Here is a 25,971-nt window from a genome sequence, read left to right on the forward strand (position 1 = left end):
TTAACCGGATGGATCCATGAAGAAACAATTCCTGCTCTATGCCAAGGGCATCGCCATGGGCGCGGCCGATGTGGTGCCCGGCGTGTCCGGCGGCACCGTGGCCTTTATCAGTGGCATCTATGACGAGTTGCTGCGCTCGCTCGCCAGCGTGCCGGCGGCCTTGGGCATGCTCCTGCGCGGGCGTATCGTGGCGGCCTGGCAGGCGGCCAACGCGACCTTCCTGCTGGTACTGCTGGCCGGCATCCTCACCAGCGTGCTCAGCCTGGCGCGGTTGATCAGCTACCTGCTGGTGGCTCAGCCCATCGCGGTCTGGTCGTTCTTCTTCGGCCTGATCCTGGTTTCCGCGCACATAGTGGCGCGGGAGATCCAACGCTGGAATTGGTCTCGCGGGCTTAGCTTCGTCCTGGGGATGGGCTTTGCCTACTGGATCACCGTGGCCGCGCCGGTGCAGTGGGGGCATGATCCGCTGAGCCTGTTCCTCGCCGGTGCCATCGCCATCTGCGCGATGATCCTGCCGGGGATATCCGGTAGCTTCATTCTGGTCCTGCTGGGGCTCTACCCCTTCGTCCTCGGCGCGGTCAAAAGCCTGGATGTCGGTGTGTTGGCCTTGTTCGCCAGCGGTTGCCTGGTGGGCATCGTCAGCTTCGCCAGCCTTCTGCGTTGGCTGCTGGTGCGCTGGCGCGACCTGAGCCTGGCCTTCCTCACCGGCTTGATGCTCGGCTCGCTGAACAAGATCTGGCCCTGGAAGGAGACCCTGACCTGGCGGACCGACCGTCACGGCGAGCAGGTGCCGCTGCTGCAGGCCAACCTGTTGCCCGGGCGGTTTGCCGAGATCAGCGGCCAGGATCCGCAGCTGCTGCTGGCCATCCTCCTGGCCCTGTCCGGGGTGCTGCTGGTGCTCGGCCTGGAATGGCTGGCCGGCCGCTTGCAGCAAAACACTGGTTGCCGCAATTAATTGCGGCACAATACGCGCCTACCAACCCATGCCGTTTGCCAAATAGGGGAGACACGGGTGAGCTTCACTGCCATTCAATCGCCAGCTCGCTGCAGCCGCCTCCGTTGCCTGCTGGGTGGCCTGGTCCTGGGCGTGTTGCTGAGCGGTTGCGCCAGCCCTCCATCCGGTGGGGTGCAGGTGGTTGACCGTAATCACCGTGCGGCGGCGGCCCAGCAGCGCCCGACCGTAACCAGTGGGCAATACGTGGTGCGTCGTGGCGATACGCTCTATTCGATCGCCTTTCGCTTCGGCTGGGACTGGAAGGCGCTGGCCGCACGAAACGGCATCACGGCCCCCTATCTGATCCGGGTGGGGCAGATCATTCGCTTCGATGGTCAACCCGTCGCGCGTCCCGCCCCCGCAGCGACGGCGGCACCGGTGGTCAGCCGGCCGGCGCCTGTCGCGCCGTCGGTGGCCGCTGCTCCAGCGCCCGTCACGCCAGTGCGCAGCGCCCCGGCCACGCCGGTTCAGAGCACGCCAGCCACCACGCCGGTGCAGCCGGTTCAGCGCTCCGCGAGCGGCTGGGCCTGGCCGTCGAACGGCGCCGTGATCGGGCGTTTTTCGTCAAACGGTAGTTTGAATAAAGGCATTGATATCGCGGGGGAATTAGGCCAGCCTGTTTTGGCTGCGTCTGATGGATCAGTGGTGTACGCCGGGAGTGGTTTACGGGGCTACGGCGAGTTGTTGATCATCAAACACAGCGATACCTACGTCAGTGCCTACGGACATAACCGCAGGCTGTTGGTACGGGAGGGGCAGCGGGTCAAGGCCGGGCAGACAATTGCCGAGATGGGTTCCACGGGAACCGACCGGGTGAAGCTTCACTTCGAAATTCGCCGTCAGGGTAAACCTGTAGATCCATTGCAATACTTGCCTCGCCGTTGATCAGTCGCCGGCCTGTTCCATTTCGTGGGAGGAACGGGCTCAGGTGTAGCCAGGGATCCAGGCGACGCTCGGGCTTGCTGTCGAACTCAGCAAGGAGCAACCACAATGGCTCTCAAAAAAAAAGAAACGCCGGAGTTTGACGTCGACGATGAAGTGCTCCTGATGGAGCCTGGCATTGTTTTGGACGGCGGCTTGAAAGAGGAGAAGCCAGCACCGGCTTCTCGTTCCAAGGCCAAGAATTCGGCAAGCAGCAAGCAGCACAAGTACATCGACTACACCCGGGCGCTCGACGCCACTCAGCTGTACCTCAACGAAATCGGTTTTTCTCCCCTGCTTACTCCCGAAGAGGAGGTGTTCTTCGCGCGTCTGGCGCAGAAGGGCGACCCCGCCGGGCGCAAGCGCATGATCGAAAGCAACCTGCGCTTGGTGGTGAAGATCGCCCGCCGCTATGTCAATCGCGGCCTGTCGCTGCTCGACCTGATCGAGGAAGGCAATCTCGGGCTGATTCGCGCGGTGGAGAAATTCGACCCCGAACGCGGCTTCCGCTTCTCGACCTATGCCACCTGGTGGATTCGCCAGACCATCGAGCGGGCGATCATGAATCAGACCCGCACCATTCGCTTGCCGATCCATGTGGTCAAGGAGCTGAACGTTTACCTGCGCGCCGCTCGTGAGTTGACCCAGAAGCTCGACCATGAGCCCTCGGCCGAAGAGATCGCCAATCTGCTGGAGAAGCCGGTGGGTGAGGTCAAGCGCATGCTGGGCCTGAACGAGCGGGTGTCTTCGGTGGATGTGTCCCTCGGCCCGGATTCGGACAAGACCCTGCTCGATACCCTGACCGATGATCGGCCGACCGATCCCTGTGAGCTGTTGCAGGACGATGATCTGTCGCAGAGCATCGACCAATGGCTGTCGGAACTGACCGACAAGCAGCGTGAAGTCGTGGTACGTCGATTCGGCTTGCGGGGCCATGAGACCTGCACCCTGGAGGAGGTCGGCCAGGAAATCGGTCTGACTCGCGAGCGAGTCCGGCAGATCCAGGTTGAGGCGCTCAAGCGCCTGCGCGAAATCCTCGAGAGCAATGGCCTGTCGAGTGATTCGTTGTTTCAGTGAGCGATACAGGCAGCAAGAGGCCCGGCTGATGCCGGGTTTTTTGTGGCTGTTCATGTAAGTCATTGCTTACAAGGGATGTAAGCAATTGCAGGAAAGTGCCGCGGGCTAGTGGCTCTTCGGGGTCGTATAAATATCGTAACGTTTTGATATTGTTGATTATTATTTTTATCGAGTGCGCGTTCGAGTGCTTTTGATGAGCTGCCGCTGGCTTGTAGGCGTTCCAGAAATCGCTAATATCACACCTGTGTCGAGGGACAGACACAGGTCGCTAAGGAAGGTGACCAGGACAACCGCCGGATGCGGTTTCATCAGGATGATGAGCTGGGAAATAAAGGGAGTAGGGACAAAAGAGTGGGCGGGTAAAACCGCCCCTTTTTTTGTCCGCAGAAAAGTAAAAGGCCCGCGTATGGCGGGCCTTTCCTTGAGCTGTTGCTGAGACTCAGCGTTCCAGGTGCTGCAGCTTGTCCTTTACCCCGTCCCATTCCTCGGCATCCGGCAGGGCGTCCTTCTTCTCGGTGATGTTCGGCCAGACTTCCGCCAGGTCGGCGTTCAGTTCGATGTATTCCTGCATGTCCTCCGGGACCTCGTCTTCGGAGAAGATCGCCTGTGCCGGGCATTCGGGCTCGCACAGCGCGCAGTCGATGCACTCGTCCGGGTGAATCACCAGGAAGTTCGGGCCTTCGTAAAAGCAGTCGACAGGGCAGACTTCCACGCAGTCGGTGTATTTGCACTTGATGCAGTTGTCGGTAACGACGAAGGTCATGGCTTGATTCTCTCCTCGGGCGGCGGCCTGGCCCCATCTATGCGGGGCGTGCAGGCGTTCGTTATTGGCCGCGGCTCAGGCTTTAAACCGGGCAGTCATAAAAATGCGCGCGATTCTATCAGCTTGCGCGAGTCAGCGTTAGATGCGTGTCTTCCATGTATATAACAGCTCCAATGCCTTGCGTGGCGTTAGATCATCCGGATTGATCCTCGACAATTCTTCCAGCACCGGGTGCGGCAGGCTGGCGAACAGGTCGCTCTGCAGAGGGACACCGGCTTGTCCCGGTTCCTGCGGGGGCAATTCGTGGGGCAGGCTGGTGGTTTCCAGGCGCGCCAGGTGCTCGCGGGCGCGGGTGATGACCTCGCTGGGAACCCCGGCCAGCTGCGCCACTGCCAGACCATAGCTCTGGCTGGCCGGGCCGGGGAGCACGTGGTGCAGGAAGACGATGCGCTCGTTGTGCTCGGTGGCGTTGAGGTGCACGTTGGCGACGATCGGCTGGCTCTCCGGCAGCACCGTCAGCTCGAAATAATGGGTGGCGAACAGGGTGTAGGCGCGCAGCTTGGCCAGCTGCTCGGCGGCGGCCCAGGCCAGCGACAGGCCGTCGAAGGTGCTGGTGCCGCGGCCCACCTCGTCCATCAGCACCAGGCTGCGTTCGCTGGCGTTGTGCAGGATGTTGGCCGTTTCGCTCATCTCGACCATGAAGGTCGAGCGGCCGCCGGCCAGGTCGTCGCTGGAGCCGATGCGGGTGAAGATGCGGTCGACCGGCGACAGCTCGCAGCTGGCTGCCGGGACGAAGCTGCCGATATGGGCCAGCAGCACGATCAGTGCGGTCTGGCGCATGTAGGTGGACTTACCGCCCATGTTCGGGCCGGTGATGATCAGCATGCGCGTGGCGTCGTCCAGGCGCAGGTCGTTGGCCACGAAGGGCGTGGTCAATACCTGCTCCACCACCGGATGGCGGCCCTGCTCGATGCGCATGCAGGGCTCGTCGACGAAGCGCGGGCGGTTGAGGTCGAGCGTCAGCGCGCGCTCGGCCAGGTTGCTCAGCACGTCCAGCTCGGCCAGGGCGGCGGCGCTGTCCTGCAGCGGCGCCAGGTGTTCGATCAGCAGCTCGAGCAGGGCCTCGTAGAGCATCTTCTCGCGCGCCAGGGCGCGGCTCTTGGCCGACAGCGCCTTGTCCTCGAACTCCTTCAGCTCGGGGGTGATGAAGCGCTCGGCGCCCTTGAGGGTCTGCCGGCGGATGTAGTCGGCGGGCGCCTGCTCGGCCTGCTTGCTCGGCAGCTCGATGAAATAACCATGCACGCGGTTGTAGCCGACCTTGAGGTTGGCCAGGCCGGTACGGGCCTTCTCCCGGGTTTCCAGGTCCATCAGGTACTGGCCGGCGTTCTCGCTCATCGCCTGCAACTCGTCCAGCTCGGCGTCGTAGCCGGTCTTCAGCACGCCGCCTTCGCGGATCACCGCCGGCGGATTGTCGATGATCGCCCGTGCCAGCAGATCCGCCAGTTCCGGATAGGTGCTCACGCTGGCAGCCAGCGCCTTGAGGTGCGGCGCCTCCAGCACGCTCATCGCCTGTTGCAGCTGTGGCAGCGCCGCCAGGGCATCGCGCAGGCGGGCCAGGTCGCGGGGCCGGGCGTTGCGCAGGCCGATACGGGCGAGGATGCGCTCCAGATCGCCGATTTCCTTGAGTTGCGGCTGCAAAGTCTCGAAGCGATAGCGCTCCAGGAAACAGTCGATCGACTCCTGGCGCGCCTCCAGCACCGCGCGGTCACGCAGCGGGCGATTCAGCCAGCGACTTAGCAGGCGGCTGCCCATGGCTGTCTGGCAGCGATCGACCACCGACTGCAGGGTGTTGTCCCGTCCGCCGGCGAGGTTGATGTCCAGCTCCAGATTTCGCCGGCTGGCGCCGTCGAGGATCACCGTGTCGTCGAGGCGCTCATGGCGCAGGCTGCGCAGGTGCGGCAGGGCGGTGCGCTGGGTTTCCTTGGCGTAGCCGAGCAGGCAGCCGGCAGCGCCTATGGCCAGGGTCAGGTTCTCGCAGCCGAAGCCCTTGAGGTCCTGGGTGCCGAATTGCTGGCACAGGCTCTTGTGTGCGGAATCGCGCTCGAAATCCCAAGGGGCCCGGCGTCGAGCGCCGCGGCGCTTCTCTGCCGGCAGGCCCTGGGGCCAGTCATCGGGAATCAGCAGTTCGACCGGGTTGAGTCGTTCCAGCTCGGCCAGCAGGTTCTCCCAGCCCTTGATCTCGAGCACGCTGAAGCGGCCGCTGGTGATGTCCAGCACCGCCAGGCCGAACAGGCGCTCGTCGCCGAGCACGGCGGCCAGCAGGTTGTCGCGGCGTTCGTCGAGCAGGGCTTCGTCGCTGACCGTGCCGGGGGTGATGATGCGCACCACCTGACGCTCCACCGGGCCCTTGCTGGTGGCCGGATCACCGACCTGCTCGCAGATCACCACCGACTCGCCGAGCTTGACCAGCTTGGCCAGGTAGCCCTCGACGGAATGGAAGGGGATGCCGCACATCGGAATGGCCTGCCCGGCGGACTGGCCGCGGGCGGTGAGGGTGATGTCGAGCAGCTTGGCGGCCTTCTTGGCGTCCTCGTAGAAGATCTCGTAGAAGTCGCCCATGCGGTAGAACATCAGCTGGTCCGGGTGCTGGTTCTTCAGTTTCCAGTACTGCTGCATCATCGGGGTGTGGGCGCTGAGATCGCTTTGGCTCATCGTGATTAACTGTCCGGCTGAATCGCAAAAGCGCCTAGTGTAGGGTATCGCCCTTACCCGTTTCACCCCGGAGCGCGAAAGACTGTGGATGATCGAGAGCTGACTCGTCTGGCCACCGAACTGGGTGCGCGGCTGCTGGCCGCCAAGGCCCAGGTGAGCACGGCCGAATCCTGCACCGGCGGCGGTATCGCCGAGGCCATCACCCGGGTTCCCGGCAGCTCGGTCTGGTTCGAGGCCGGCTACGTCACCTATTCCAATGCCCAGAAGAGCAAGCAGCTGGATGTGCCCGAGGCGCTGTTCGCAACAGTTGGGGCCGTCAGTCGCGAGGTGGTCGAGGCCATGGTGCGCGGCGCCCAGGGCGCCAGTGGCGCGCGCTACGCCGTGGCGGTCAGTGGCGTGGCCGGCCCGGATGGCGGTTCGCCGGACAAACCGGTGGGCACCGTATGGCTGGCCTGGAGCGACGGCGCACAGCTGTTCAGCCAGCGCCGGCAGTTCACCGGCGACCGTGGCGAAGTTCGCCGACAAACGGTCGAGGCCGCCCTAGAGGGGTTGCTGCGCCTGTTGGCGAAAGAAAATCCGGAGGCGGGGTAGGCGGGCGACTTGCCCTGTGGAATAATACTGGCTACTTATACAGTTGTTGGCCGTCAGGCCCTCTTGATCACGTGAGGACTTCAATGGACGAGAATAAGAAGCGCGCCTTGGCGGCTGCCCTGGGCCAGATCGAAAAGCAATTCGGCAAGGGCGCGGTGATGCGCATGGGCGACCACGAGCGCCAGGCGATTCCGGCCATCTCCACCGGCTCGCTCGGCCTGGACATCGCCCTGGGCATCGGCGGTTTGCCCAAGGGGCGTATCGTCGAGATCTATGGCCCTGAGTCCTCGGGCAAGACCACCCTGACCCTGTCGGTGATCGCCGAAGCGCAGAAGCTCGGTGCCACTTGCGCCTTCGTCGATGCCGAGCACGCGCTGGACCCGGACTACGCCGGCAAGCTGGGAGTCAACGTCGACGACCTGCTGGTCTCGCAACCGGACACCGGTGAGCAGGCCCTGGAGATCACCGACATGCTGGTGCGTTCCAACGCCATCGACGTGATCATCGTCGACTCAGTGGCGGCCCTGGTGCCCAAGGCGGAGATCGAGGGCGAGATGGGTGACATGCATGTCGGCCTGCAGGCCCGCCTGATGTCCCAGGCGCTGCGCAAGATCACCGGCAACATCAAGAACGCCAACTGCCTGGTGATCTTCATCAACCAGATCCGCATGAAGATCGGTGTGATGTTCGGCAGCCCGGAGACCACCACCGGCGGTAACGCCCTGAAGTTCTACGCATCGGTGCGCCTGGACATCCGTCGCACCGGCGCGGTGAAGGAAGGCGACGAGGTGGTCGGCAGCGAGACCCGGGTCAAGGTCGTCAAGAACAAGGTAGCGCCGCCTTTCCGTCAGGCCGAGTTCCAGATCCTTTACGGCAAGGGTATCTACCGTAACGGCGAGATCATCGACCTGGGCGTGCAGCTGGGCCTGCTGGAGAAGTCCGGTGCCTGGTACAGCTACCAGGGCAGCAAGATCGGTCAGGGCAAGGCCAACTCGGCCAAGTACCTGGAAGACAACCCGGAAGTGGCGCGCACCATCGAGGGCATGATCCGCGAGAAGCTGCTGGTGTCCAGCGTGCCGGCCAAGGCCACCGCCGACGACCTGGCTGGCGCCGAAGTCGACGCCTGAGTCCGGGGTCACTGAGAGTACGGCAGGGCTTAGCGCATGCCCGTGGTCCTCGATAATCCGCTGGCGGTGCGCCGCACGGCCATGGATCTGCTGGCGCGCCGCGAGCATGGCCGGGTCGAGCTGACGCGCAAGCTGCGTCAGCGCGGCGCCAGCGCCGAGCTGATCGAGGCGGCCCTGGATCGCCTGGCGGAGGAGGGCTTGCTGTCCGAGGCGCGATATCTGGAGAGCTTCATCAGCCATCGCGCGCGCTCCGGCTACGGACCGCAGCGCATTCGCGAAGAGCTCACCCAGCGTGGCTTGGCCCGGGCCGAGGTCGAGCAGGCGCTGCGCGACAGCGGTATCGACTGGGTCGAGCAGCTACGCGCGGCCTGGCAACGCAAGTACGCCGGCAAATTGCCCGAGGACGCCCGCGAGCGCGCTCAGCAAGGGCGCTTTCTCAGCTACCGCGGTTTTTCCCATGAGTTGATCGGCCGCCTGCTGCGCGGCATCGACGATTGAACCGGCAGGCGCCCGGCAGCCTATCCTCGTCCTGATTCCCCACTACTGCTCTGGCGACGGGCTGGATCGGCATTCATATCCCTGGTGCTTCTGGCTCATTGCGATCAAAAGCCAAGGGCCGGCCGCTCCCCAGCGGCCGGTCGGGTGAGGATCGACCTGGAACGACGTCAGGCTTTCTTCGCCCAATTCTGTGGCAGGTTGATGAAGTTCAGCAGCTCGCGCAGGCGTCCGTGGTCGCGGCCGTTGAAGGCGAAGGCCAGGCGCGTGAGGTGAGACAGTTCCGGCTCGTCCTGCTCCAGTTCGGAAGGCTGCTGCTGCTGGAATTCGCCCTTCTTGCAAAGGTCCCTGAAATCGTGGTTGAGCTGCTGCATGGCCGCCTCGCCGAGTGGGTGGTTGAGGCGAATGACGTACAGGCCCTTCAGCCAGCGACTGGAATGGAAGTTGCCGTAGAACCGGGCAATCTCTTCGGCCGCCTCGTCGGCGCTGTGCACCAGGCGGATCAGTTGCAGGTCGCTGGGCAGGATGTAGCCGTGGCCGAGCACCTGCTTCTCGATAAAGGCCAGGTGCTCCTCCCAGTAGCTACCGCCCGGCTGGTCCAGCAGTACCACCGGCACGATCGGACTCTTGCCGGTCTGGATCAGGGTCAGCACTTCCAGGGCCTCGTCCAGGGTGCCGAACCCCCCCGGGCAAAGCACCAGGGCGTCGGCCTCCTTGACGAAGAACAGCTTGCGCAGGAAGAAGAAGTGGAACGACAGCAAGTGCCCGCTGCCTTCAACGGTGGCGTTGGCGCCTTGTTCGAAGGGCAGGGTGATGTTGAAGCCCAGGCTGTTCTCCAGGCCGGCGCCTTCATGGGCGGCGGCCATGATCCCGCCACCGGCGCCGGTCACCACCATGAGGTCGTAGCGCGCCAGGGTGGCGCCCAGTTCCCGGGCCAACTGGTAGACCGGATGATCGACCGGGGTACGTGCCGAGCCGAATACCGTGACCTTGCGCCGCCGCTTGAACTGCTCCAGGGTACTGAAGGCGTGCTCCATTTCCCGCAGGGTCTGCAGCATGATCTTGGCGTCCCAGCGATTGCGGTCGGCCTGGGCCATGCGCACCACGGTGATGAACATTTCCCGATACAGCGACAGGTTGGGGCTGTCCGGGGGGACGGCCAGAGAGGTGAGTTCCTCCACCTTGCCGGTCAGGTCGATGCCGCTGATCTGGAAGTGCCGAGACAGGTAGTCGTCCGATTCATCAGGCATAGAACTTCTCCTTTTTCTAATGCGGACCGGATCGTTTCGACTCCCTGAAGTGCCCAGCCCTTTACAAGAGTATGGCTGGGTCGCGGCGTTTCTGCGGCTGGGGACTGAGCAATGGGCGCGACCAGAAGGTCGTCTCAGGAGAGGCTACAGGGCGATCTGTTCGCCGGGTTCGGGGATGTTGGCGATCCATTGCAGGCGCTCGCGCAGCACCTGTTGCAGGACTTTCATCTTCTCCAGTTCACCGTGCACCAGATACAGCTCCGGGTGATGCTCGAAGTGGCTGACCCAGTCGAGCAGTTGCGATTGCCCGGCATGGGCGGAGAAGCCGCCGAGGGTGTGCACCTTGGCCTTCACCGCGATGCGCTGGTGCAGCACCTTCACCGTTTCCGCGCCGTCGACGATCGCCCGGCCGGTTGTGCCCCGCGCCTGGAAACCCGGAAACACCAGGTGGCAATCGCTGCGCCAGAGGTTGTGCTTGAAGTGGTGGACGATGCGTCCGCCGTTGCACATGCCGCTGCCGGCGATGATGATCGCGCCGCTCTTGATCCGGTTGATCGCCATGGACTCTTCCGGTGACGGCGTGCAGCGCAGGATCGGCAGCCAGTCCTCGACGCGCCTGACCCCCTTGGCCTTGATCTCCGCCTGGTTGGTCAGGTCGAACTGCTCGTGATAGCGGGCATAGATGGCGTTGGCACGAATGGCCATGGGGCTGTCGAGGAACACCGCCTGCTGCGGCAGGCGGCCCTCCTGGTAGAAGCGCCCGAGGTAGTAGATCAGGTCCTGGGTGCGGCCGACGGCGAAGGACGGAATCAGCACGTTGCCGCCGTCGCGATGGGCCTGCTGGAGGATCTGCGCCAGTTCGTCGAGGGTTTCCCGGTTGTTGCGGTGGTCACGATCGCCATAGGTGGATTCCAGCAGCACCACATCGGCGCGCTCCAGCGTGGCCGGATCGCACATCAGCGGCGAGCAGGTATTGCCCAGGTCGCCAGAGAACACCAGGCGGCGGGTCAGGTGATGGTCCTGCACTTCGAACTCGACGATCGCCGAGCCGAGGATGTGACCGGCATCGTGATAGGTGACCTGCACGCCCTTGGCCACTTCATGGGGCCTGCCGTAGGGCAGTGGCTGGCGCAGCGCCAGGGTCTTCTCGGTGTCCTTGGTGGTGTACAGCGGTTTGACCGGCGGCTTGCCCTGGCGCACCCGCCACTTGCTCTCCCATTCGGCGTCCTTCTCCTGAATATGCGCCGAGTCCAGCAGCATCAGTTCCATCAGCTCGCAGCAGGCCTCGGTGGCGAAGATCGGCCCGCGGTAGCCGGAGGCGACCAGGCGCGGCAGCAGGCCGGTGTGATCGAGGTGGGCATGGGAGATCACCACCGCGTCCAGGCTGCCGGGATCGAAGGGGAAGGGCGCGTGGTTGCGATCTTCCTCCTGGCGGCGGCCCTGGTGCATGCCGCATTCGAGGAGGACCCGCGCGCCATCGCGGCTTTCGACCAGGTAGCAGGAGCCGGTGACCTGCTGAATGGCCCCGTAGAAGTTGAGTAGCGCCATGGGTGAGCTCCTTGGCAGTGCGGGATGGGCATGGCCACAGGCTGCACCAAGGCGAGTCGGGTGGACTTGACCCTGGTCAGCACGGCCCTGCATCGGCCTCGTGGCGAGCCTGAATGGGCCGCTGCCGGCTGGCAGTCGGTAGGCGGTTCGCGACGAGCCCCTCTCGCCTTTAGCCTAGTCGGATAGCCGTTGCAGCCGGCGCCGCAGCAATGCCGCTCATCCGTTGATACGGCTTATCTGCCTTGGCGGTTGCTGCTATAGCGCGCTCAAGGCATCCCGCAGTCGGCCTTGGCGAAGCGCTCGCTGGTCACCGGGCGGTTGCTCTGGTATTCGCTGAACTGGTAGCGCAGCACCGCGCCATCGGCCAGCAAGCGGCGGAAGCCGTCATTGCGGCATACGCTGTCGGCCAGCTGCGCCCGCACCGTGTCGGGATTGCCGCGCATCTCGGCGGCATGGCGGGCGCGTACGCTGAGGTGGTTGATCAGTTCGTTGCCCTCGACCGTGTAACCACGATCGAGGATGTCGGCGTTGATGGCCCGTGGCGTGCCCTGGCTGCTCTGGCGGGCGACCTGTTCCAGCATCTTGGTCAGCTCATGGTCCTTGAGCGAGGCGGCTTGGGCGCCGAGCGGCAGGCTCAGGGCGATGATCAGGGCGGTGGCGCGCAGCATGGGGGGCTCCGGTAGGGGTGAGGACGTTGGACCTGCAGGCGGCGCAGGAGGTTCAGCAGCCGCGCCTTCAGTCGTATCGGCACGCCGTAGCACGGCGGCTTTGTTAGACTGCCGCGCCTGTCGACCCAGGATCAAGCATGCCGTCTTCATCTTGCCCCCCAGGCGCGGCCCAAATGAGCCACGCCGTTGCCCGTCTACGCGCCGCACGCCTGGCGCGCAGCGTCAAACCCTTCGTCGCGCGGGGTTCCAAAACCATCCGCTGCCCGAGCTGCCGGCTGGCCGCGAGCCATTGCCTGTGCCCCTGGCGGCCGCGGGTCGAGGCGGAGTCGGCGGTGTGCCTCCTGATGCACGACGTCGAGGCGCTGAAGCCGAGCAACACCGGCTGGCTGATCGCCGATGTGGTGGCCGATACCTCGGCCTTCGGCTGGCTGCGCACCGAGGTCGATCCGAGCCTGCCGGCTTTGCTCAGCGATCCGCAATGGCAACCCTACCTGGTGTTTCCCGGCGAGTATGCCGCGCCCGAGCGGGAGGTCAGCGAGGTCGAGGTGGCACCGGGCAAGCGTCCGCTGTTCGTGCTGCTCGATGCGACCTGGACCGAGGCGCGCAAGATGTTCCGCAAGAGCCCCTATCTGGATCATCTGCCGGTGCTCAGCTTCAAGCCGGAGCAGCTGTCGCGCTATCGCCTGCGCCGCTCCACCCGCGGCGATCACCTGTGCACCGCCGAGGTCGCCGCGCTCTGCCTGGAGCTGGCCGGCGACCAGCGCGCCGGCGATGCGCTGGGGGCCTATCTGGATGTGTTCAGCCAGCACTACCTGGCGGCGAAAGGGCAGCGCGCGATCGATCCGGATGATCCGCTGCACCAGCGCTTGCGGGCGTTTCTGTGATCGCCGCCGGCGCCACTGGAACCACCAGCGGCGGCAGTTTGCGCGGCCACAGCTGGGCCAGCAGCATGCCGCTGAACATCAGCGCACAGCCGAAGTAGCCGCGCATTTCCAGTGACTCGCCGAGCAGCAGCGCGCCGGCGATGGCGGCGAACACCGCCTCCAACGAGAGGATGATCGCCGCATGGGAGGCGATTGCATGCTTCTGCGCCACCACCTGCAGAGTGAAGCCGATCGCCACACCGAACACACCGCCGTAGAGAATCGCCGGACCGGCGGCGAGGATTGCCTCCAGGCGGATCTCCTCCAGCAGCACGGCCAGCAGCAGGCTGATCAGCGCACAGGTGATGAACTGCACGACGGCCAGGCGCAACGGGTCGTGGCGCCCGGCGAAATAGCCCACCAGCAGCACATGCACGCCCCAGACGAAGGCACCGGCCAGCTGCAGCCAGTCGCCGGAGGCCACCTGGAAACCTTCGCCGACGCTCAGCAGGAACATGCCGAACACCGCCAGGCAGGCGCCCAGCCAGATGCCGAGGCCGGTCTTGTGGCCGATCAGCAGGCCGAGCAGCGGCACGATGATCACATACAGGCCGGTGATGAAGCCGGAGTTGGTCACGCTGGTGAACAGCAGGCCGACCTGCTGCAGGTTGATCCCCAGGGCCAGGGCCAGGCCCATCAGCACGCCGCCGAGCAGCAGCGGGCGATTCACCGGCGGTGTCGGCGCGTCAGGCGAGAGGCGCTGCAGAATGGGCAGCAATGGCAGCAGGATCAGCGCCGCCAGGGCGAAGCGCAGGCCGCTGTAGAGAAACGGGCCGATGCTGTCCATGCCCAGGCGTTGGGCCACGAAGGCCGACCCCCAGATCATGGCCGTCAGGAGCATTAACAGGTCGGCGCGCAGGGCTTCCTTTCGCATGGAGCAATCCTAGTTGGGCAAAGACGCAGACTGTGCCGCAAAGCATGGCGCTTGACCACCCCCGCCGCGCTCGGCATGCTGGGCGCCGCCTCAGGCGCGCAGTAGGGCCTGACCGCGCGGCCCGACGAGCTGACCTAGGCTTGTCTGGGGGCTACCTGGAACGCCCGGGACCGGCCCGTCGTGGCCGCTTACATAACAAGAAACAGGATCTGCCGATGGCTGCCTATGAAATCCTGATTGCCGACGATCATCCGCTGTTCCGCAGCGCCTTGCAGCAGGCTTTGACCCTGGGGCTGGGGCCGGACGTGCGCCTGGTGGAGGCCGCCAGCATTGCCGAGCTGGAAGCCGCGCTGGCGAGCAAGGCGGACTGGGACCTGGTGCTGCTCGATCTCAATATGCCGGGGGCCTATGGCTTCTCCGGCCTGGTGCTGCTGCGCGGGCAGTACCCGCAAGTTCCCGTGGTGATGATCTCTGCCCAGGAGGACGCGGCCGTGGTGGCCCGTTCCCGTGAATTCGGCGCCAGTGGCTTCATTCCCAAATCCAGTGCCCTGGAGACCATCCAGCAGGCGGTGCGCCAGGTGCTCGACGGCGACGCCTGGTGGCCGCCGCAAACCGAGGAGGCGGCGGCGCTGTCGGCCGAGGCCAAGGCCGCCAGCGCCGGCCTGGCCAGCCTGACTCCGCAGCAGTTCCGCGTGCTGACCATGGTCTGCGACGGGCTGCTGAACAAGCAGATCGCCTATGAGCTGAGTGTCTCGGAGGCGACCGTCAAGGCCCACGTCACGGCGATCTTCCGCAAGCTCGGGGTACGCACCCGCACCCAGGCGGCGCTGCTGCTGCAGCAACTGGAATCCATTCCCGGCGCCTGAGCCCCGCCTCAACCCGACTCGACCAGATTCGGCAGGACGATCTCGTGGCTGCGCCTGACCCCGACGGTCAGCGCCCGGCACTGGACGAGGAACTCGCGCATGGCGGCGGTCTGGTACTTCTGTTTGTGCCAGATGAAGTAGAACTGCCGGCGCAGGTCCAGGGTCGGGGTTTCCACCGCCACCAGGCTGCCGCGGCGGAAGGCGTCGCGCAGGGCCAGGCGCGAGATGCAGCCGATGCCCAGGCCCGACTCCACGGCGCGCTTGATCGCCTCGGTATGCTCCAGCTCCAGGCGGATATTCAGCGAGGCCGGATGGTGACGCATGGCCTGGTCGAAGGTCAGGCGCGTGCCGGAGCCCTGCTCGCGGAGAATCCAGGCCTCCCGGGTCAACTCCTCCAGGCTCGCCTCGCGGCGTTGCGCCAGGGGATGCTGGGGCGCGCAGAACACCACCAGCTCGTCCTCCACCCAGGGCTGCACCTCGATATCCGGATGCTGGCAGTCGCCCTCGATCAGCCCCAGGTCCAGTTCGTAATGGGCGATCTGCTGGACCACGTGGGCGGTGTTGTGCACCTGCAGCCTCACCCGGCATTCCGGGTGGCGCTGCATGAAGGTGCCGATCAGCAGGGTCGCCAGGTAATTGCCCACGGTCAGGGTGGCGCCGACATCCAGCGAGCCGAAGCCACTCTTGCCGGCCAGCAGGCGTTCGATCTCCTTGGCCTGGTCGAGCAGGGCCACGGCCTCGGGGAGTAGCTGGCGACCCAGTGCATTGAGGCGCAGGCGCTTGCCGGAACGGTCGAACAGCTGGCAACCGGACTGCCGTTCCAGCTCGCTCAGCGAGGTGCTGGTGGCCGATTGCGACAGGGCCAGGGCCTCGGCCGCGCGTGACACGCTTTCCTGTTGGGCGGCGATGACGAACACATGAAGCTGTCTAAGCGTAAATCGCATATCTATATAACCGATAAGCCATATCAGAATTATCCACTTAACAGATATTCTGCGCCCGCCTAGAATGCCGCGCAATCACCCGCATCGGGTATCTGAGCCTTCGAGGAAGCCAGCATGAGCAATCTGAACGTCGAGCGTGTGCTCAGCGTCCACCACTGGAACGACACCCTGTTCAGTTTCAAGACCACCCGCAGTGCGGGCCTGCGATTCGAGAACGGTCAGTTCGTGATGATCGGCCTGCAGCAGGACAACGGTCGCCCGCTGATGCGCGCCTACTCGATCGCCAGCCCCAACTACGAGGACCATCTGGAGTTCTTCAGCATCAAGGTGCCGGACGGCCCGCTGACCTCCAAGCTGCAGCACCTCAAGCCGGGCGACGAGCTGATGGTCAGCCGCAAGCCCACCGGCACGCTGCTGCTCGACGACCTGCTGCCGGGCAAGCACCTCTACCTGCTCAGCACCGGCACCGGCCTGGCCCCCTTCATGAGCGTGATCCAGGACCCGGAAACCTATGAGCGCTACGAGAAGGTGGTGCTGGTGCACGGCGTGCGCTACGTCAACGAGGTCGCCTACCGCGAGTTCATCACCGAGCACCTGCCGCAGAACGAGTACTTCGGCGAGTCGCTCAAGAGCAAGCTGATCTACTACCCGACCGTGACCCGCGAAGAATTCGAGAACCAGGGCCGGCTCACCGACCTGATGCGCAGCGGCAAGCTGTTCCGCGATATCGGCCTGCCCCCGATCAACCCGCAGGACGACCGCGCGATGATCTGCGGCAGCCCGAGCATGCTCGACGAGACCAGCGCGGTGCTGGATGGCTTCGGCCTGAAGATCTCGCCGCGCCTGGGCGAGCCGGGTGACTACCTGATCGAGCGCGCTTTCGTCGAGAAGTGATGCGCACGGTCTGCGCCGGAGCCCGCCTTCAGGCGGGCTTTTTCGTGGCGCTCGGCACCACCTCGAGCACGCGAATCTGTCCGGGTTGCGGGTAGTGCCAGCGCACGTCCACATCCCAGAAACCGGCGCCGTAGCGGCGCTCCGGTTGTGGCTGCTGATAGGCCGGGCGCGGGTCCTGGGCCAGGCATTGCTCGATCAGTTCGACCAGGGGCTCGTCCAGACGCAGGGCGTGCTGGCGGGCCTGGGCCAGGGCCTGCTCCTGCCAATCCACCGCAATCGGCTGTGGCGCGCTGTCGGCGATGGCGTTTGTCGCGTCCGTCACGCAATCGGCATAGGGCACGTAGGGCTTGATATCCAGCACCGGCGTGCCGTCGAGCAGGTCGATGCCGGAAAGCCACAGGCGCCCCGGCTCGACCCTGTCCAGCCTGACCACCGACTGGCCGATGCCGTTGGGCCTGTGGGTGGCGCGGCTGGCGAACACGCCGAGCGACTGGTTGCCGCCCAGGCGCGGCGGCCGCACCTTCAGGCGCGGCTTGTCCTCCAGGGTCTGGTGGAAGAGAAACAGCAGCCAGACATGGCTGACCTGCTCCAGTCCCTGCACGGCCTCGCCCTGGTCGAAGGGCGCAAGCAGCTCCAGAACACCGCGGGCCGCCGGCGCCAACTGCGGCTGGCGCGGGATGGCGAACTTCTCCTTGAAGCAGGAACGCAGGAAACCTATGGGCGATACGGCGTAGGACATGGGCGGGCGATCGGCGGCGGGGGAGGCCCATCTTACCTGCTGCAGACTCCAGTCTTAAGCCCGGGCTAGGCGTACAGCACCAGCAGGCCCCAGGCCAGCAGCAGGAGCCCGGCCAGGCGCGCGAGCCACAGGCCTTGCGGCAGCACTTTCTCCAGCAGCACATAGGCGCCGATCAGGGCCGCCCACAGCAGGTTCATCACCCCGCCAAGAAACAGCAGGCCCATCAGTGCCCAGCAGCAACCCAGGCAATACAGGCCGTGGGCCAGGCCCATACGCCAGCCGCCGGCGATACCGGGACGCCAATGCCCGAGGAGAAACAGCACCGGTCCGCGGCAATGGGCCAGGCAGGCGGCTTTGCCCGGCAGCCACTGGTAGGCGCCGGCGCCGATCAGCAGGCTGGCGCCCAGCCACTGGCTGTCACTGCGCATCTGCGGGTTGAGCAGGGCGAGGCGGTCCAGGCCCCATTGCGCGGCGGTGGCGAGCAGGCTGAAGCCGCCCCACACCAACAGGTAGGCCAGGCAGAACGCCAGCAGGGCCAGCTGTCTGCGCGGCGAGTGCAGCTGCCGGCGCAGCATCTGCTGGTACAGCAGGATCATCGGCACGGCGCTGGGTAACATCATGCCGACCATCATCACCGCCCACATCGCCAGCATCAGCAGAGCATCGGCGGCGCTCCAGGGCATCGGCATGGCGGCCATGGCCATCTCGGGCATGCTGCCGGCCATCCGCAACAGGGCCCACCAGGCCAGCCCCAGCAGTACCAGCAGGCACAGCGCAGTGCTCCACTGGTCGCGCTGCAGCGGCCAGTGGGGCAGCCGCCGAGCAGGCTCGGCGGCGCCAGGAAGTGCGGGCGATTTCAGCGCACCACCCCCTGGCCGGTGAAGTGCAGGCGGGCGAAGTGGCCGTGGCCCTGCTGCGACTGGATCTTGATCGCGCCGTGGGTCTGGTAGCTGCCGCTGGCCATCTGCGCCTCGGTGAACTCGAAGCCGTTGGGCAGTACCAGGCGCGCTTCCTGGGCCTGGCCGCTGACCGGGTTGCGGATCGGTTCACCTGTTACTTCCAGCACCCCAGGGATGCGGGTGTGGGCTTCGCGGCGATCGACATCGACGCTGAACTCGATGGGGACGAACTGCGGCTCGTACAGCTCGCCGAGGGTGCTGGCGAACACAGAGAACACCGTGGCGCCGGGCTCGGTGTCCTCGCCGGCGAGAATCCGCAGCAATGCCTCGCGTTGTTCGGCAGAGGCGCGTTCGTCGATGAACAGCTGGCAGCGGCCATCGCCCTCGTGGATGGCCTTGGGCCAGGCGAAGGTGCCGACCCAGCACAGACCGTCGAGTTGGATGTCTTTGTAGTGCCCCCGGTCGATACGCATCGACACCACGGCCTCGCAGTTGCCGTGGCTGGGCAGGGCGCTGAATTGACAGGGACAGCCCCAGTTGCAGTTGCAGGTAGCGAACTCGACGCCCTGCATGCGCCAGTCAGCCATGCTCATGGCCTTCCTCCCTGCCGCGCTGGCGGCCTGAAGTGGTGACCCCCAATTAGAAGGTTAGCAATGGCGGGACGCCCGGCGGGCGCGGCGGACTAGCGGTTGCCGCGGGGAGCGGGGCCGAATCCGGTTCGGCCTAGGCGCTCAGTGGCGAAGGTCCGAGCCTGCGGTTCAGCCGCGCAGGCGCAGGGTCAGGCCCCGGAGGAAGTTGCGCAGGAACTGGTCGCCGCAGGGACGGTAGTTGCTATGGCCGGACTTGCGGAACAGCGCGCTCATCTCCGGCTTGGACACCGGGCAGTCGACGCTCTGCATGATCGCGTGCATGTCGTCTTCCTTCAGCTCGAAGGCCACGCGCAGCTTCTTCAGCACCATGTTGTTGGTCACCGGCAGCTCGAAGGGCTGCGCCGGATGGCTGTCGTCCTTGCCGCGCTTGAAGTACACCAGGCCGTCGAGAAAATGCGCCATCAGCTCGTCTTCGCAGGCCTGGAAGCCGTCCTCGTCGTCCTTCTTCAGCACCGCGCTGACCTGCTCTGCGGCGACCTGCAGGCCGCTGAGCTGGATGATATCGGCCATCTGCGCGTCGCTGAGGTCGAGGGAGTAGCGCAGGCTGCGCAGCACATCGTTATTGAGCATGGCTTGATTCCTGGAAATAAGGGGAGCCGCACCGGGGCGGGACGGCGGGGGAGGCGGACCTAGAAGCGTTCCTTGGCGGCCAGATAGCGCCACTGGCCGGCTGGAACCTTGGCCATCGGCACGCCGCCGATGCGGATGCGCTTGAGCCCCAGTACCTTGAGGTCGACGCTGTTGCACATGAACACGATCTGACCGGGCTGGGGGTTCTTCAGGGCGAAGCGCAGGCGGGTTTCGTTCTGCCAGCTGACCTTGCAGGGTGGCAGCGGCGTGCCGTTGAAACTCAGGCCGTGGTTCAGGCGCTTGAGCTGGGCCGGACTGAGCTGGCCGCTGACTTCGACCACGTACTCCTGCTCCAGCTTGCCAAGGTCTTCCCGCAGTTTGCGTTCGACGCGCCAGTCCTGGGTCAGCACGTGCAGGCCGTCGGCGCCAGCCTGCAGCGGAGCGCAGGGAGTCAGGCGGGCGAAATGGCCCTTCAGTGGGCGGATGCCGGAGGGGTCATCCGGCCAGTGGCTGGCCGGCCCGAGGGTGGTGGTGGCGCTCGCCGGGGCGTGGCCGCTGGGCACGTGGAGCAGCAGGGTCGCCGGCTCCAGCGGTGCGGCGACGGCGTCCGGGAGCAGCTCGACTTGCTGGTCCAGCACCTTGAACTGCGGTTCGTCCACCACTTCGCCATCGACCAGCACCCAGCCGCCCTGGATATACAGCTCGGCCTCGCGGCGCGAGCAGCCGACCAGTTCGATCAGGCGCTTGGAAAGGCGGACGGGGTCGGTCATGGCAAAGGTCATCGGCAAGGGGAGGGCGGCCATTGTAACTGGCACGGGCCGTGGCACAGGGATAAAAAAACCGCTCCGAGGAGCGGTTTTCTGATCGCCGGCGTTTCAGCCGCCGAGATAGGCGTCGCGCACCTTGGGGTTGGTCAGCAGTTCATGGCCGCTGCCCTGCATGACGATCCGTCCGTTCTCCAGCACATAGCCGCGATCGGCCAGCTTGAGCGCCTGGTTGGCGTTCTGTTCGACCAGGAAGATGGTCACGCCGTCCTTGCGCAGCTGTTCGATGATGTCGAAGATCTGCTGGATGATGATCGGCGCCAGGCCGAGGGAGGGTTCGTCGAGCAGCAGCATCTTGGGCATGCTCATCAGCGCGCGGCCGATGGCGAGCATCTGCTGCTCGCCGCCGGACATGGTGCCGGCGCGCTGGTTGAGGCGTTCCTTGAGGCGCGGGAACAGGTGCAGGACCTTGTCCATCTGCTCGCGGAACTCGCCCTTGGCGGTGAAGAAGCCGCCCATCACCAGGTTCTCCTCGACGGTCAGGCGGGCGAACACCCGGCGCCCCTCGGGGACGATGGCGATGCTCTTGCGCATGATCTCCGGGGTGTCCTTGCCGACCAGTTCCTCGCCCTGGTAGCGGATGCTGCCGCTGGAGGCGTGCGGGTTGCCGCAGAGGGTCATCAGCAGGGTCGACTTGCCGGCGCCGTTGGCCCCGATCAGGGTGACGATCTCGCCCTGGCGAACCTCGACGCTGACGTCGTGGAGTGCCTGGATCTTGCCGTAGAAGGTGGAAACCTTGTCGAAAGTCAGCATGGCTCAGGCCTCCCCCAGATAGGCTTTGATCACGTCCGGGTTGTCGCGGACCTGCTCCGGCGTGCCGTCGGCCAGGGGGGTGCCCTGGTTGATCACGTAGATATAGTCGGAAATGCTCATGACCAGCTTCATGTCGTGTTCGATCAGCAGCACGGTGACGTTGTGCTGGTCGCGCAGCATGCGGATCAGCGCCTTGAGGTCGTCGGTCTCGCGCGGGTTGAGGCCGGCGGCCGGCTCGTCGAGCATGAGGATGCTCGGGCGCGTCATCATGCAGCGGGCGATCTCCAGGCGCCGTTGCTGGCCGTAGGCCAGGGTGCCGGCCGGGCGGTTGGCGAATTCGGTCAGGTCGACCTGCTCCAGCCAATGCGCGGCGTATTCCATGGCCTGGCGCTCGCTCTTGCGGAACGCCGGGGTCTTCAGCAGGCCGGCGATGAAGTTGGTGTTGAGGTGTCGATGCTGGGCCACCAGCAGGTTCTCCACCGCGGTCATTTCCTTGAACAGGCGAACGTTCTGGAAGGTGCGCACCACGCCCCTGTGGGCGATCTTGTGGCCCGGCAGGCCCTCGATCTGCTCACCGTTGAGGCGGATGCTGCCGCTGGTCGGCTGGTAGAAACCGGTCAGGCAGTTGAACACCGTGGTCTTGCCGGCACCGTTCGGGCCGATCATCGACACCACTTGCTTCTCGTTGACGGACAGGCCCACCCCGTTGACGGCCAGCAGGCCGCCGAAGCGCATGGACAGGCCGCTTACTTCTAGAATCGGGCGGCTCATGGTTTCAGCTCCAGGTGCGGGCGCTGCATGGGCAGCAGGCCCTGCGGACGCCAGATCATCATCAGTACCATCAAGGCACCGAACATCAGCATGCGGTACTCGTTGAACTCGCGGGCCAGTTCCGGCAGCAGGATCATCACCACTGCGGCGAGGATGATCCCCAGTTGCGAGCCCATGCCGCCCAGCACGACGATGGCGAGGATGATCGCCGATTCGATGAAGGTGAAGGATTCCGGGGTCACCAGACCCTGGCGGGCGGCGAAGAAGCTGCCGGCGAAACCGGCAAAGGTCGCGCCTAGGGTAAAGGCCGACAGCTTGATCACGGTGGGGTTCATACCCAGCGCCCGGCAGGCGATCTCATCTTCGCGCAGGGCTTCCCAGGCGCGGCCGATCGGCATGCGCAGCAGGCGGTTGATCACGAACAGGGTCAGCAGCACCAGCAGCAGGGCGATCAGGTAGAGGAAGATCACCTTGTTGATCGAGTTGTAGGCAACCCCGAAGTACTCGTGGAAGGTCTGCATGCCTTCGGCGGCCTTGCGCTCGAACGACAGGCCGAACAGGGTTGGCTTGTCGATGTTGCTGATGCCGTTGGGGCCGCCGGTCAGCTCGGTCATGTTGCGCAGCAGGATGCGGATGATTTCGCCGAAGCCCAGGGTGACGATGGCCAGGTAGTCGCCGCGCAGGCGCAGCACCGGGAAACCGAGGATGAAGCCGAAGAACGCCGCCATCAGGCCGGCGATCGGCAGGCACACCCAGAAGCCCAGGCCGTAGTAGTGCGACAGCAGTGCGTAGCTGTAGGCACCCACCGCGTAGAAGCCGACATAGCCCAGGTCGAGCAGGCCGGCCAGGCCCACGACGATGTTCAGGCCGAGGCCGAGCATCACGTAGATCAGGATCAGCGTGGCGATGTCCACCGCGCCGCGGCTGCCGAAGAATGGCCAGGCCAGGGCGATCAGGATCAGCACGAGGACGACCCAGCGCTGGGTGCTCGGCAGGGTGAGGAAGTCACTGGCCTGGCCGGGCACCTTGGGCATGCTGGGCACGCTGGCCCAGGCGGCGCCGATCTGGTCGCGCAGCAGCTGCCAGAAGAACATGGCGATGGCGCAGGCGGCGATGGTCCAGAGCACGGCGGGGCTGGCGCCCTGCACCTGCAGGCTGATGCCCACGGTGGTCAGCTTCAGGCCGATGACCGGATAGGCCACGGCGATCACCAGCAGGGCGCTGAAGAAGGCGGTCTTGAGGTTGCCGCGATTGATCGAAGTCATACCTTTTCAACCTCCGGACGGCCGAGAATACCGGTCGGGCGGAACAGCAGGACCAGTACCAGCAGGCTGAAGGCCACCACGTCCTTGTACTGGTCACCGAAGATGTCGGCGCCGAAGGCTTCGGCCACGCCCAGTACCAGGCCACCGAGCATGGCGCCGGGGATGCTGCCGATGCCGCCGAGGACCGCGGCGGTGAACGCCTTGATGCCGGCGAGGAAGCCCAGGTGTGGGTTGATCACGCCGTACTGCATGCCCAGCAGAACCGCGGCGACAGCGGCCAGGGCGGCGCCGATGACGAAGGTCAGGGCGATGATGTTGTTGGTGTTGATGCCCAGCAGGTTGGCCATCTTCAGGTCTTCGGCACTGGCGCGGCAGGCGCGGCCGAGGCGCGAACGGGAGATGAACAGGGTCAGGCCGACCATCGCCAGGAAGGTGACGACGAAGATCAGCACCTGGGTGTAGGAGATCACCACGCCGTTCATGGTGCTTTCGCCGAACACGAAGTTGCCCGGCAGCGGGTTGGGGATCGCCTTGTCCTTGGAGTCCTGGGCCAGCAATACCAGGTTCTGCAGGAAGATCGACATGCCGATCGCGGAGATCAGCGGGATCAGGCGGTTGCCGCCGCGCAGCGGGCGATAGGCGACTCGCTCGATACTGTAGCCATAGGCGCTGCAGACGATGATGCTGGCGGCGAAGCCGGCAATCATGATCAGCGGCAGGCTGTCCAGGCCCATCATGGCGAGCAGAGTAATGGCGATGAAGGCTACGTACGAGCCAATCATGTACACCTCGCCATGGGCGAAGTTGATCATGCCGATGATGCCGTAGACCATGGTGTAGCCGATGGCGATCAGGGCATAGGTGCTGCCAACGGTGAGGCCGTTAACCAGCTGTTGCAGGTAGTGATAAAGATCAGGCATTGCCTAACTCCTGGGTCAGCACGCACGGCGGCGCTTGTGGCGCAGCATGAGACCAGAATTCTTCTAATAAACAAAACCCACTGCGGCTGCAGTGGGCTTTGGGTTCAGGCGGGACGCCCCCGGATTAGTGGGTGGCGGCTTCGGACTTGGTGCCGTCCTGGTGCCATTCGTAGACGACGAAGCTGAAGTCTTTCAGATCGCCCTTCTCGTCGAAGGCCAGGGTGCCGGTCGGGGTGTCGAAGCTGTTGGCGCGCAGGGCAGCGGCCACCTTGGCGGTGTCGGTGTCACCGGCCTTGGCGATGCCTTCGGCGATCACCTGTACGGCGGCATAAGCCGGGAACACGAACGGACCAGTCGGGTCCTGGTTCTTGGCCTTGAAGGCCTCGACCAGTGCCTGGTTCTTCGGATCCTGGTCGAAGGACTTCGGCAGGGTCACCAGCAGGCCTTCGGAAGCCTCGCCGGCGATGGCGGAGATTTCCTTGTTACCCACGCCTTCCGGACCCATGAACTTGGCTTTCAGGCCCTTCTCCGACGACTGGCGCAGCAGCAGGCCCAGTTCCGGGTGGTAGCCGCCGTAGTAGACGAAGTCGACGTTGGCCTGCTTGAGCTTGGAGATCATCGCCGAGAAGTCCTTGTCGCCGGCGTTGATGCCTTCGAACAGGGCGACGTTGACACCCTTGCCTTCCAGGGTCTGCTTGACCGCGGTGGCGATGCCTTCACCGTACTGCTGCTTGTCGTGGATGACCGCGACGCTCTTCGGCTTGACGTGGTCGGCAATGAAGTTGCCGGCGGTCGGGCCCTGCAGGCTGTCCAGGCCGATTGTGCGGAACAGCAGCTCGTAGCCACGGGCGGTGATGTCCGGGCTGGTGGAGGCCGGGGTGATCATCAGGATGCCTTCGTCTTCGTAGATGTCGGACGCCGGCTGAGTGGAGCTGGAGCAGAGGTGGCCAACCACGAACTTCACTTCGTCGTTGACGATCTTGTTGGCTACGGCAACGGCCTGCTTCGGATCACAGGCGTCGTCGTACTTCACGCCTTCGAGCTTGGCGCCGTTGATGCCGCCGGCCTTGTTGATCTGCTCGATGGCCATTTCGGCACCGATGAATTGCATCTCGCCGTACTGCGCAACGGCGCCGGTTACCGGACCGGCCATGCCGATCTTGATGGTGTCAGCCGCTACCGAGTAGCTGGCAACGCCGGCCATGGCCATGGCGGCAAACAGTTTGGAAATCTGCTTAGTAGCCTTGTTCATAGTGCTCCACTCTTATTGGTCTTTCATTGTTGTAGTTCTGGCGGCCAAAGCTGCAGAACCGGGTTGTTTCCCCGGCTGTACCCCCGGCAACTGTACCGGTGCAGTGTAGAGCGGCGGTTCTCGCCTTGAAAAGCCGGCTGCTGGGGGCAAAACATCGGGGTGTCGCCTTAATGTAAGGAACGTATAGAAAAACGGCGTGCTTCGACAGCCCTGACAACGCCCTGAATACTTGCCTGGGCGGCGCCCGAAGTTATCATGGCCGCCGACTGAAACCCGGCTTCCACCATAGGGCACACCATGACTGAACAACCTAGCACCCTCTATGCCAAGTTGCTTGGAGAAACTGCTCCCATTCGCTGGCAAGAGCTGCAGCCTTTCTTCGCCCGCGGCGCGTTGTTGTGGGTCGAGGGCGCTCAGGATCTGGTCGCGGTGGCCGAGGCGGTGGCGGAAAACCATCAGGGCAAGGTGGTCGGCTGGTTGCAGGATGGCCTGCTGCGCAAGGTCGACGACAGCCTGGCCGAGGACCTGCTGACGCGTGATCCGCAGCTCTGGGCCGTGGTGGTGGCGCCCTGGGTGCTGGTCCAGGAGCGTGCCGAGCAGCCGCTCTGAACTGTCCCGGTCGGCAGCGATGAGGGCAAAGCGGGCGGCGAGCTACTATGCTCGGGGCTGATCCGCAGAAGG

At 65.0% G+C, this 25,971-nt stretch carries 27 protein-coding genes; 10 read left to right on the forward strand and 17 right to left on the reverse strand.

Going from position 1 to position 25,971, the window contains the following annotated elements:
- Positions 1–16 precede the first annotated feature (16 nt).
- The 3 genes from LPB260_RS11270 to rpoS all read left to right on the forward strand — a co-directional run bounded on the left by LPB260_RS11270 (position 17) and on the right by rpoS (position 2,992).
- On the forward strand, positions 17–955 hold the full coding sequence (locus tag LPB260_RS11270) for a DUF368 domain-containing protein (protein WP_208708817.1): 939 nt from the start codon (positions 17–19) through the stop codon (positions 953–955).
- A gap of 57 nt (positions 956–1,012) precedes the next feature.
- On the forward strand, positions 1,013–1,879 hold the full coding sequence (locus LPB260_RS11275) for a peptidoglycan DD-metalloendopeptidase family protein (RefSeq protein ID WP_208708818.1): 867 nt from the start codon (positions 1,013–1,015) through the stop codon (positions 1,877–1,879).
- A 105-nt stretch (positions 1,880–1,984) separates the two neighbouring features.
- Entirely contained in the window at positions 1,985–2,992 is a 1,008-nt protein-coding gene (gene rpoS / locus LPB260_RS11280; protein ID WP_208708819.1) for an RNA polymerase sigma factor RpoS, read from the forward strand.
- Between the two features lie 439 nt (positions 2,993–3,431).
- Here the strand turns inward: rpoS and fdxA are convergent, their stop codons facing one another.
- Complete coding sequence (fdxA, locus tag LPB260_RS11285) at positions 3,432–3,755, reverse strand: ferredoxin FdxA (RefSeq protein ID WP_208708820.1); 324 nt, start codon at positions 3,753–3,755, stop codon at positions 3,432–3,434.
- A 138-nt stretch (positions 3,756–3,893) separates the two neighbouring features.
- A complete protein-coding gene (gene mutS, locus LPB260_RS11290) occupies positions 3,894–6,467 on the reverse strand; it encodes a DNA mismatch repair protein MutS (protein WP_208708821.1) in 2,574 nt (857 codons plus the stop codon).
- A gap of 84 nt (positions 6,468–6,551) precedes the next feature.
- On the opposite strand from mutS, the gene LPB260_RS11295 reads away from it, so the two are divergent.
- The 3 genes from LPB260_RS11295 to recX all read left to right on the forward strand — a co-directional run bounded on the left by LPB260_RS11295 (position 6,552) and on the right by recX (position 8,683).
- The gene (locus LPB260_RS11295; RefSeq protein WP_208708822.1) at positions 6,552–7,058 is read left to right on the forward strand and encodes a CinA family protein; all 507 of its coding nucleotides are present in this window, start codon (positions 6,552–6,554) and stop codon (positions 7,056–7,058) included.
- 83 nt (positions 7,059–7,141) lie between these two features.
- Positions 7,142–8,185 carry a recombinase RecA gene (recA, locus tag LPB260_RS11300; RefSeq protein ID WP_208708823.1) on the forward strand — a complete coding sequence of 348 codons (1,044 nt, stop codon included), beginning with the start codon at positions 7,142–7,144 and terminating at the stop codon, positions 8,183–8,185.
- A 36-nt stretch (positions 8,186–8,221) separates the two neighbouring features.
- The gene (gene recX / locus LPB260_RS11305) at positions 8,222–8,683 is read left to right on the forward strand and encodes a recombination regulator RecX (protein ID WP_208708824.1); all 462 of its coding nucleotides are present in this window, start codon (positions 8,222–8,224) and stop codon (positions 8,681–8,683) included.
- A 167-nt stretch (positions 8,684–8,850) separates the two neighbouring features.
- Here recX and LPB260_RS11310 read toward each other — a convergent pair whose 3' ends face one another.
- The 3 genes from LPB260_RS11310 to LPB260_RS11320 all read right to left on the reverse strand — a co-directional run bounded on the left by LPB260_RS11310 (position 8,851) and on the right by LPB260_RS11320 (position 12,146).
- Positions 8,851–9,930: an LOG family protein gene (locus LPB260_RS11310; RefSeq protein WP_208708825.1), complete on the reverse strand. Its 1,080-nt coding sequence runs from the start codon at positions 9,928–9,930 to the stop codon at positions 8,851–8,853.
- A 144-nt stretch (positions 9,931–10,074) separates the two neighbouring features.
- Complete coding sequence (locus LPB260_RS11315) at positions 10,075–11,478, reverse strand: MBL fold metallo-hydrolase RNA specificity domain-containing protein (protein WP_208708826.1); 1,404 nt, start codon at positions 11,476–11,478, stop codon at positions 10,075–10,077.
- A gap of 266 nt (positions 11,479–11,744) precedes the next feature.
- On the reverse strand, positions 11,745–12,146 hold the full coding sequence (locus tag LPB260_RS11320) for a quorum-sensing-regulated virulence factor family protein (protein ID WP_208708827.1): 402 nt from the start codon (positions 12,144–12,146) through the stop codon (positions 11,745–11,747).
- Positions 12,147–12,319: 173 nt separating this feature from the next.
- On the opposite strand from LPB260_RS11320, the gene LPB260_RS11325 reads away from it, so the two are divergent.
- On the forward strand, positions 12,320–13,030 hold the full coding sequence (locus LPB260_RS11325; RefSeq protein WP_208708828.1) for a tRNA-uridine aminocarboxypropyltransferase: 711 nt from the start codon (positions 12,320–12,322) through the stop codon (positions 13,028–13,030).
- Here LPB260_RS11325 and LPB260_RS11330 read toward each other — a convergent pair.
- Positions 12,945–13,943, reverse strand: coding sequence for a DMT family transporter (locus LPB260_RS11330; protein WP_208708829.1), 999 nt, complete (start codon positions 13,941–13,943; stop codon positions 12,945–12,947). The genes LPB260_RS11325 and LPB260_RS11330 overlap by 86 nt on opposite strands.
- A 215-nt stretch (positions 13,944–14,158) precedes the next feature.
- Here LPB260_RS11330 and erdR point away from each other — a divergent pair, with 215 nt between their 5' ends.
- The gene (erdR, locus tag LPB260_RS11335; protein ID WP_208708830.1) at positions 14,159–14,809 is read left to right on the forward strand and encodes a response regulator transcription factor ErdR; all 651 of its coding nucleotides are present in this window, start codon (positions 14,159–14,161) and stop codon (positions 14,807–14,809) included.
- Between the two features lie 8 nt (positions 14,810–14,817).
- Here erdR and LPB260_RS11340 read toward each other — a convergent pair whose 3' ends face one another.
- The gene (locus LPB260_RS11340; protein ID WP_208708831.1) at positions 14,818–15,753 is read right to left on the reverse strand and encodes a LysR family transcriptional regulator; all 936 of its coding nucleotides are present in this window, start codon (positions 15,751–15,753) and stop codon (positions 14,818–14,820) included.
- A 114-nt stretch (positions 15,754–15,867) separates the two neighbouring features.
- Here LPB260_RS11340 and fpr point away from each other — a divergent pair, with 114 nt between their 5' ends.
- Positions 15,868–16,647, forward strand: a complete 780-nt coding sequence (fpr, locus tag LPB260_RS11345) for a ferredoxin--NADP reductase (protein ID WP_208708832.1) — start codon at positions 15,868–15,870, stop codon at positions 16,645–16,647.
- Positions 16,648–16,675: 28 nt separating this feature from the next.
- On the opposite strand, the gene tsaA is transcribed toward fpr, so the two are convergent.
- From tsaA to LPB260_RS11395, 10 genes are all read right to left on the reverse strand, one after another.
- Entirely contained in the window at positions 16,676–17,386 is a 711-nt protein-coding gene (gene tsaA / locus LPB260_RS11350) for a tRNA (N6-threonylcarbamoyladenosine(37)-N6)-methyltransferase TrmO (RefSeq protein WP_208708833.1), read from the reverse strand.
- Positions 17,387–17,451: 65 nt separating this feature from the next.
- Positions 17,452–18,099 (reverse strand): DUF2182 domain-containing protein, encoded by a 648-nt coding sequence (locus tag LPB260_RS11355; RefSeq protein ID WP_256625608.1) that lies wholly within the window; start codon positions 18,097–18,099, stop codon positions 17,452–17,454.
- 143 nt (positions 18,100–18,242) lie between these two features.
- On the reverse strand, positions 18,243–18,878 hold the full coding sequence (locus LPB260_RS11360) for a DUF1326 domain-containing protein (protein WP_208708834.1): 636 nt from the start codon (positions 18,876–18,878) through the stop codon (positions 18,243–18,245).
- A gap of 165 nt (positions 18,879–19,043) precedes the next feature.
- Positions 19,044–19,505 (reverse strand): DUF1456 family protein, encoded by a 462-nt coding sequence (locus tag LPB260_RS11365; RefSeq protein WP_208708835.1) that lies wholly within the window; start codon positions 19,503–19,505, stop codon positions 19,044–19,046.
- Between the two features lie 59 nt (positions 19,506–19,564).
- Positions 19,565–20,275, reverse strand: a complete 711-nt coding sequence (locus LPB260_RS11370) for an rRNA pseudouridine synthase (protein ID WP_208708836.1) — start codon at positions 20,273–20,275, stop codon at positions 19,565–19,567.
- Positions 20,276–20,380: 105 nt separating this feature from the next.
- On the reverse strand, positions 20,381–21,082 hold the full coding sequence (locus tag LPB260_RS11375; protein ID WP_208708837.1) for an ABC transporter ATP-binding protein: 702 nt from the start codon (positions 21,080–21,082) through the stop codon (positions 20,381–20,383).
- A 3-nt stretch (positions 21,083–21,085) separates the two neighbouring features.
- On the reverse strand, positions 21,086–21,853 hold the full coding sequence (gene livG, locus LPB260_RS11380) for a high-affinity branched-chain amino acid ABC transporter ATP-binding protein LivG (RefSeq protein ID WP_208708838.1): 768 nt from the start codon (positions 21,851–21,853) through the stop codon (positions 21,086–21,088).
- The gene (locus LPB260_RS11385) at positions 21,850–23,118 is read right to left on the reverse strand and encodes a high-affinity branched-chain amino acid ABC transporter permease LivM (RefSeq protein WP_208708839.1); all 1,269 of its coding nucleotides are present in this window, start codon (positions 23,116–23,118) and stop codon (positions 21,850–21,852) included. Before LPB260_RS11385 ends, livG begins: the two co-directional genes overlap by 4 nt.
- Complete coding sequence (gene livH / locus LPB260_RS11390; protein ID WP_208708840.1) at positions 23,115–24,038, reverse strand: high-affinity branched-chain amino acid ABC transporter permease LivH; 924 nt, start codon at positions 24,036–24,038, stop codon at positions 23,115–23,117. Before livH ends, LPB260_RS11385 begins: the two co-directional genes overlap by 4 nt.
- Positions 24,039–24,162: 124 nt before the next feature.
- Positions 24,163–25,290, reverse strand: coding sequence for a branched-chain amino acid ABC transporter substrate-binding protein (locus tag LPB260_RS11395; protein ID WP_208708841.1), 1,128 nt, complete (start codon positions 25,288–25,290; stop codon positions 24,163–24,165).
- Positions 25,291–25,587: 297 nt separating this feature from the next.
- On the opposite strand from LPB260_RS11395, the gene LPB260_RS11400 reads away from it, so the two are divergent.
- Positions 25,588–25,899 (forward strand): DUF2288 domain-containing protein, encoded by a 312-nt coding sequence (locus LPB260_RS11400; RefSeq protein ID WP_208708842.1) that lies wholly within the window; start codon positions 25,588–25,590, stop codon positions 25,897–25,899.
- Positions 25,900–25,971 lie beyond the last annotated feature (72 nt).

The organism is Pseudomonas sp. LPB0260 (assembly GCF_013388395.1).

Bases quoted from the DNA above. Each gene is read 5' to 3' on its own strand.
- LPB260_RS11315 (WP_208708826.1), bottom strand. From the start codon at position 11,478: ATGGCGCTACTCAACTTCTACGGGGCCATTCAGCAGGTCACCGGCTCC.
- LPB260_RS11355 (WP_256625608.1), bottom strand. From the start codon at position 18,099: ATGCCCGAGATGGCCATGGCCGCCATGCCGATGCCCTGGAGCGCCGCC.
- LPB260_RS11370 (WP_208708836.1), bottom strand. From the start codon at position 20,275: ATGACCGACCCCGTCCGCCTTTCCAAGCGCCTGATCGAACTGGTCGGC.
- LPB260_RS11340 (WP_208708831.1), bottom strand. From the start codon at position 15,753: ATGCGATTTACGCTTAGACAGCTTCATGTGTTCGTCATCGCCGCCCAA.
- livG (WP_208708838.1), bottom strand. From the start codon at position 21,853: ATGAGCCGCCCGATTCTAGAAGTAAGCGGCCTGTCCATGCGCTTCGGC.
- tsaA (WP_208708833.1), bottom strand. From the start codon at position 17,386: ATGTCCTACGCCGTATCGCCCATAGGTTTCCTGCGTTCCTGCTTCAAG.
- LPB260_RS11310 (WP_208708825.1), bottom strand. From the start codon at position 9,930: ATGCCTGATGAATCGGACGACTACCTGTCTCGGCACTTCCAGATCAGC.
- livH (WP_208708840.1), bottom strand. From the start codon at position 24,038: ATGCCTGATCTTTATCACTACCTGCAACAGCTGGTTAACGGCCTCACC.
- LPB260_RS11400 (WP_208708842.1), top strand. From the start codon at position 25,588: ATGACTGAACAACCTAGCACCCTCTATGCCAAGTTGCTTGGAGAAACT.
- erdR (WP_208708830.1), top strand. From the start codon at position 14,159: ATGGCTGCCTATGAAATCCTGATTGCCGACGATCATCCGCTGTTCCGC.
- LPB260_RS11395 (WP_208708841.1), bottom strand. From the start codon at position 25,290: ATGAACAAGGCTACTAAGCAGATTTCCAAACTGTTTGCCGCCATGGCC.
- rpoS (WP_208708819.1), top strand. From the start codon at position 1,985: ATGGCTCTCAAAAAAAAAGAAACGCCGGAGTTTGACGTCGACGATGAA.
- LPB260_RS11320 (WP_208708827.1), bottom strand. From the start codon at position 12,146: ATGCTGCGCGCCACCGCCCTGATCATCGCCCTGAGCCTGCCGCTCGGC.
- recA (WP_208708823.1), top strand. From the start codon at position 7,142: ATGGACGAGAATAAGAAGCGCGCCTTGGCGGCTGCCCTGGGCCAGATC.
- LPB260_RS11360 (WP_208708834.1), bottom strand. From the start codon at position 18,878: ATGAGCATGGCTGACTGGCGCATGCAGGGCGTCGAGTTCGCTACCTGC.
- LPB260_RS11365 (WP_208708835.1), bottom strand. From the start codon at position 19,505: ATGCTCAATAACGATGTGCTGCGCAGCCTGCGCTACTCCCTCGACCTC.
- fpr (WP_208708832.1), top strand. From the start codon at position 15,868: ATGAGCAATCTGAACGTCGAGCGTGTGCTCAGCGTCCACCACTGGAAC.
- fdxA (WP_208708820.1), bottom strand. From the start codon at position 3,755: ATGACCTTCGTCGTTACCGACAACTGCATCAAGTGCAAATACACCGAC.
- LPB260_RS11325 (WP_208708828.1), top strand. From the start codon at position 12,320: ATGAGCCACGCCGTTGCCCGTCTACGCGCCGCACGCCTGGCGCGCAGC.
- recX (WP_208708824.1), top strand. From the start codon at position 8,222: ATGCCCGTGGTCCTCGATAATCCGCTGGCGGTGCGCCGCACGGCCATG.
- LPB260_RS11375 (WP_208708837.1), bottom strand. From the start codon at position 21,082: ATGCTGACTTTCGACAAGGTTTCCACCTTCTACGGCAAGATCCAGGCA.
- mutS (WP_208708821.1), bottom strand. From the start codon at position 6,467: ATGAGCCAAAGCGATCTCAGCGCCCACACCCCGATGATGCAGCAGTAC.
- LPB260_RS11270 (WP_208708817.1), top strand. From the start codon at position 17: ATGAAGAAACAATTCCTGCTCTATGCCAAGGGCATCGCCATGGGCGCG.
- LPB260_RS11385 (WP_208708839.1), bottom strand. From the start codon at position 23,118: ATGACTTCGATCAATCGCGGCAACCTCAAGACCGCCTTCTTCAGCGCC.
- LPB260_RS11330 (WP_208708829.1), bottom strand. From the start codon at position 13,943: ATGCGAAAGGAAGCCCTGCGCGCCGACCTGTTAATGCTCCTGACGGCC.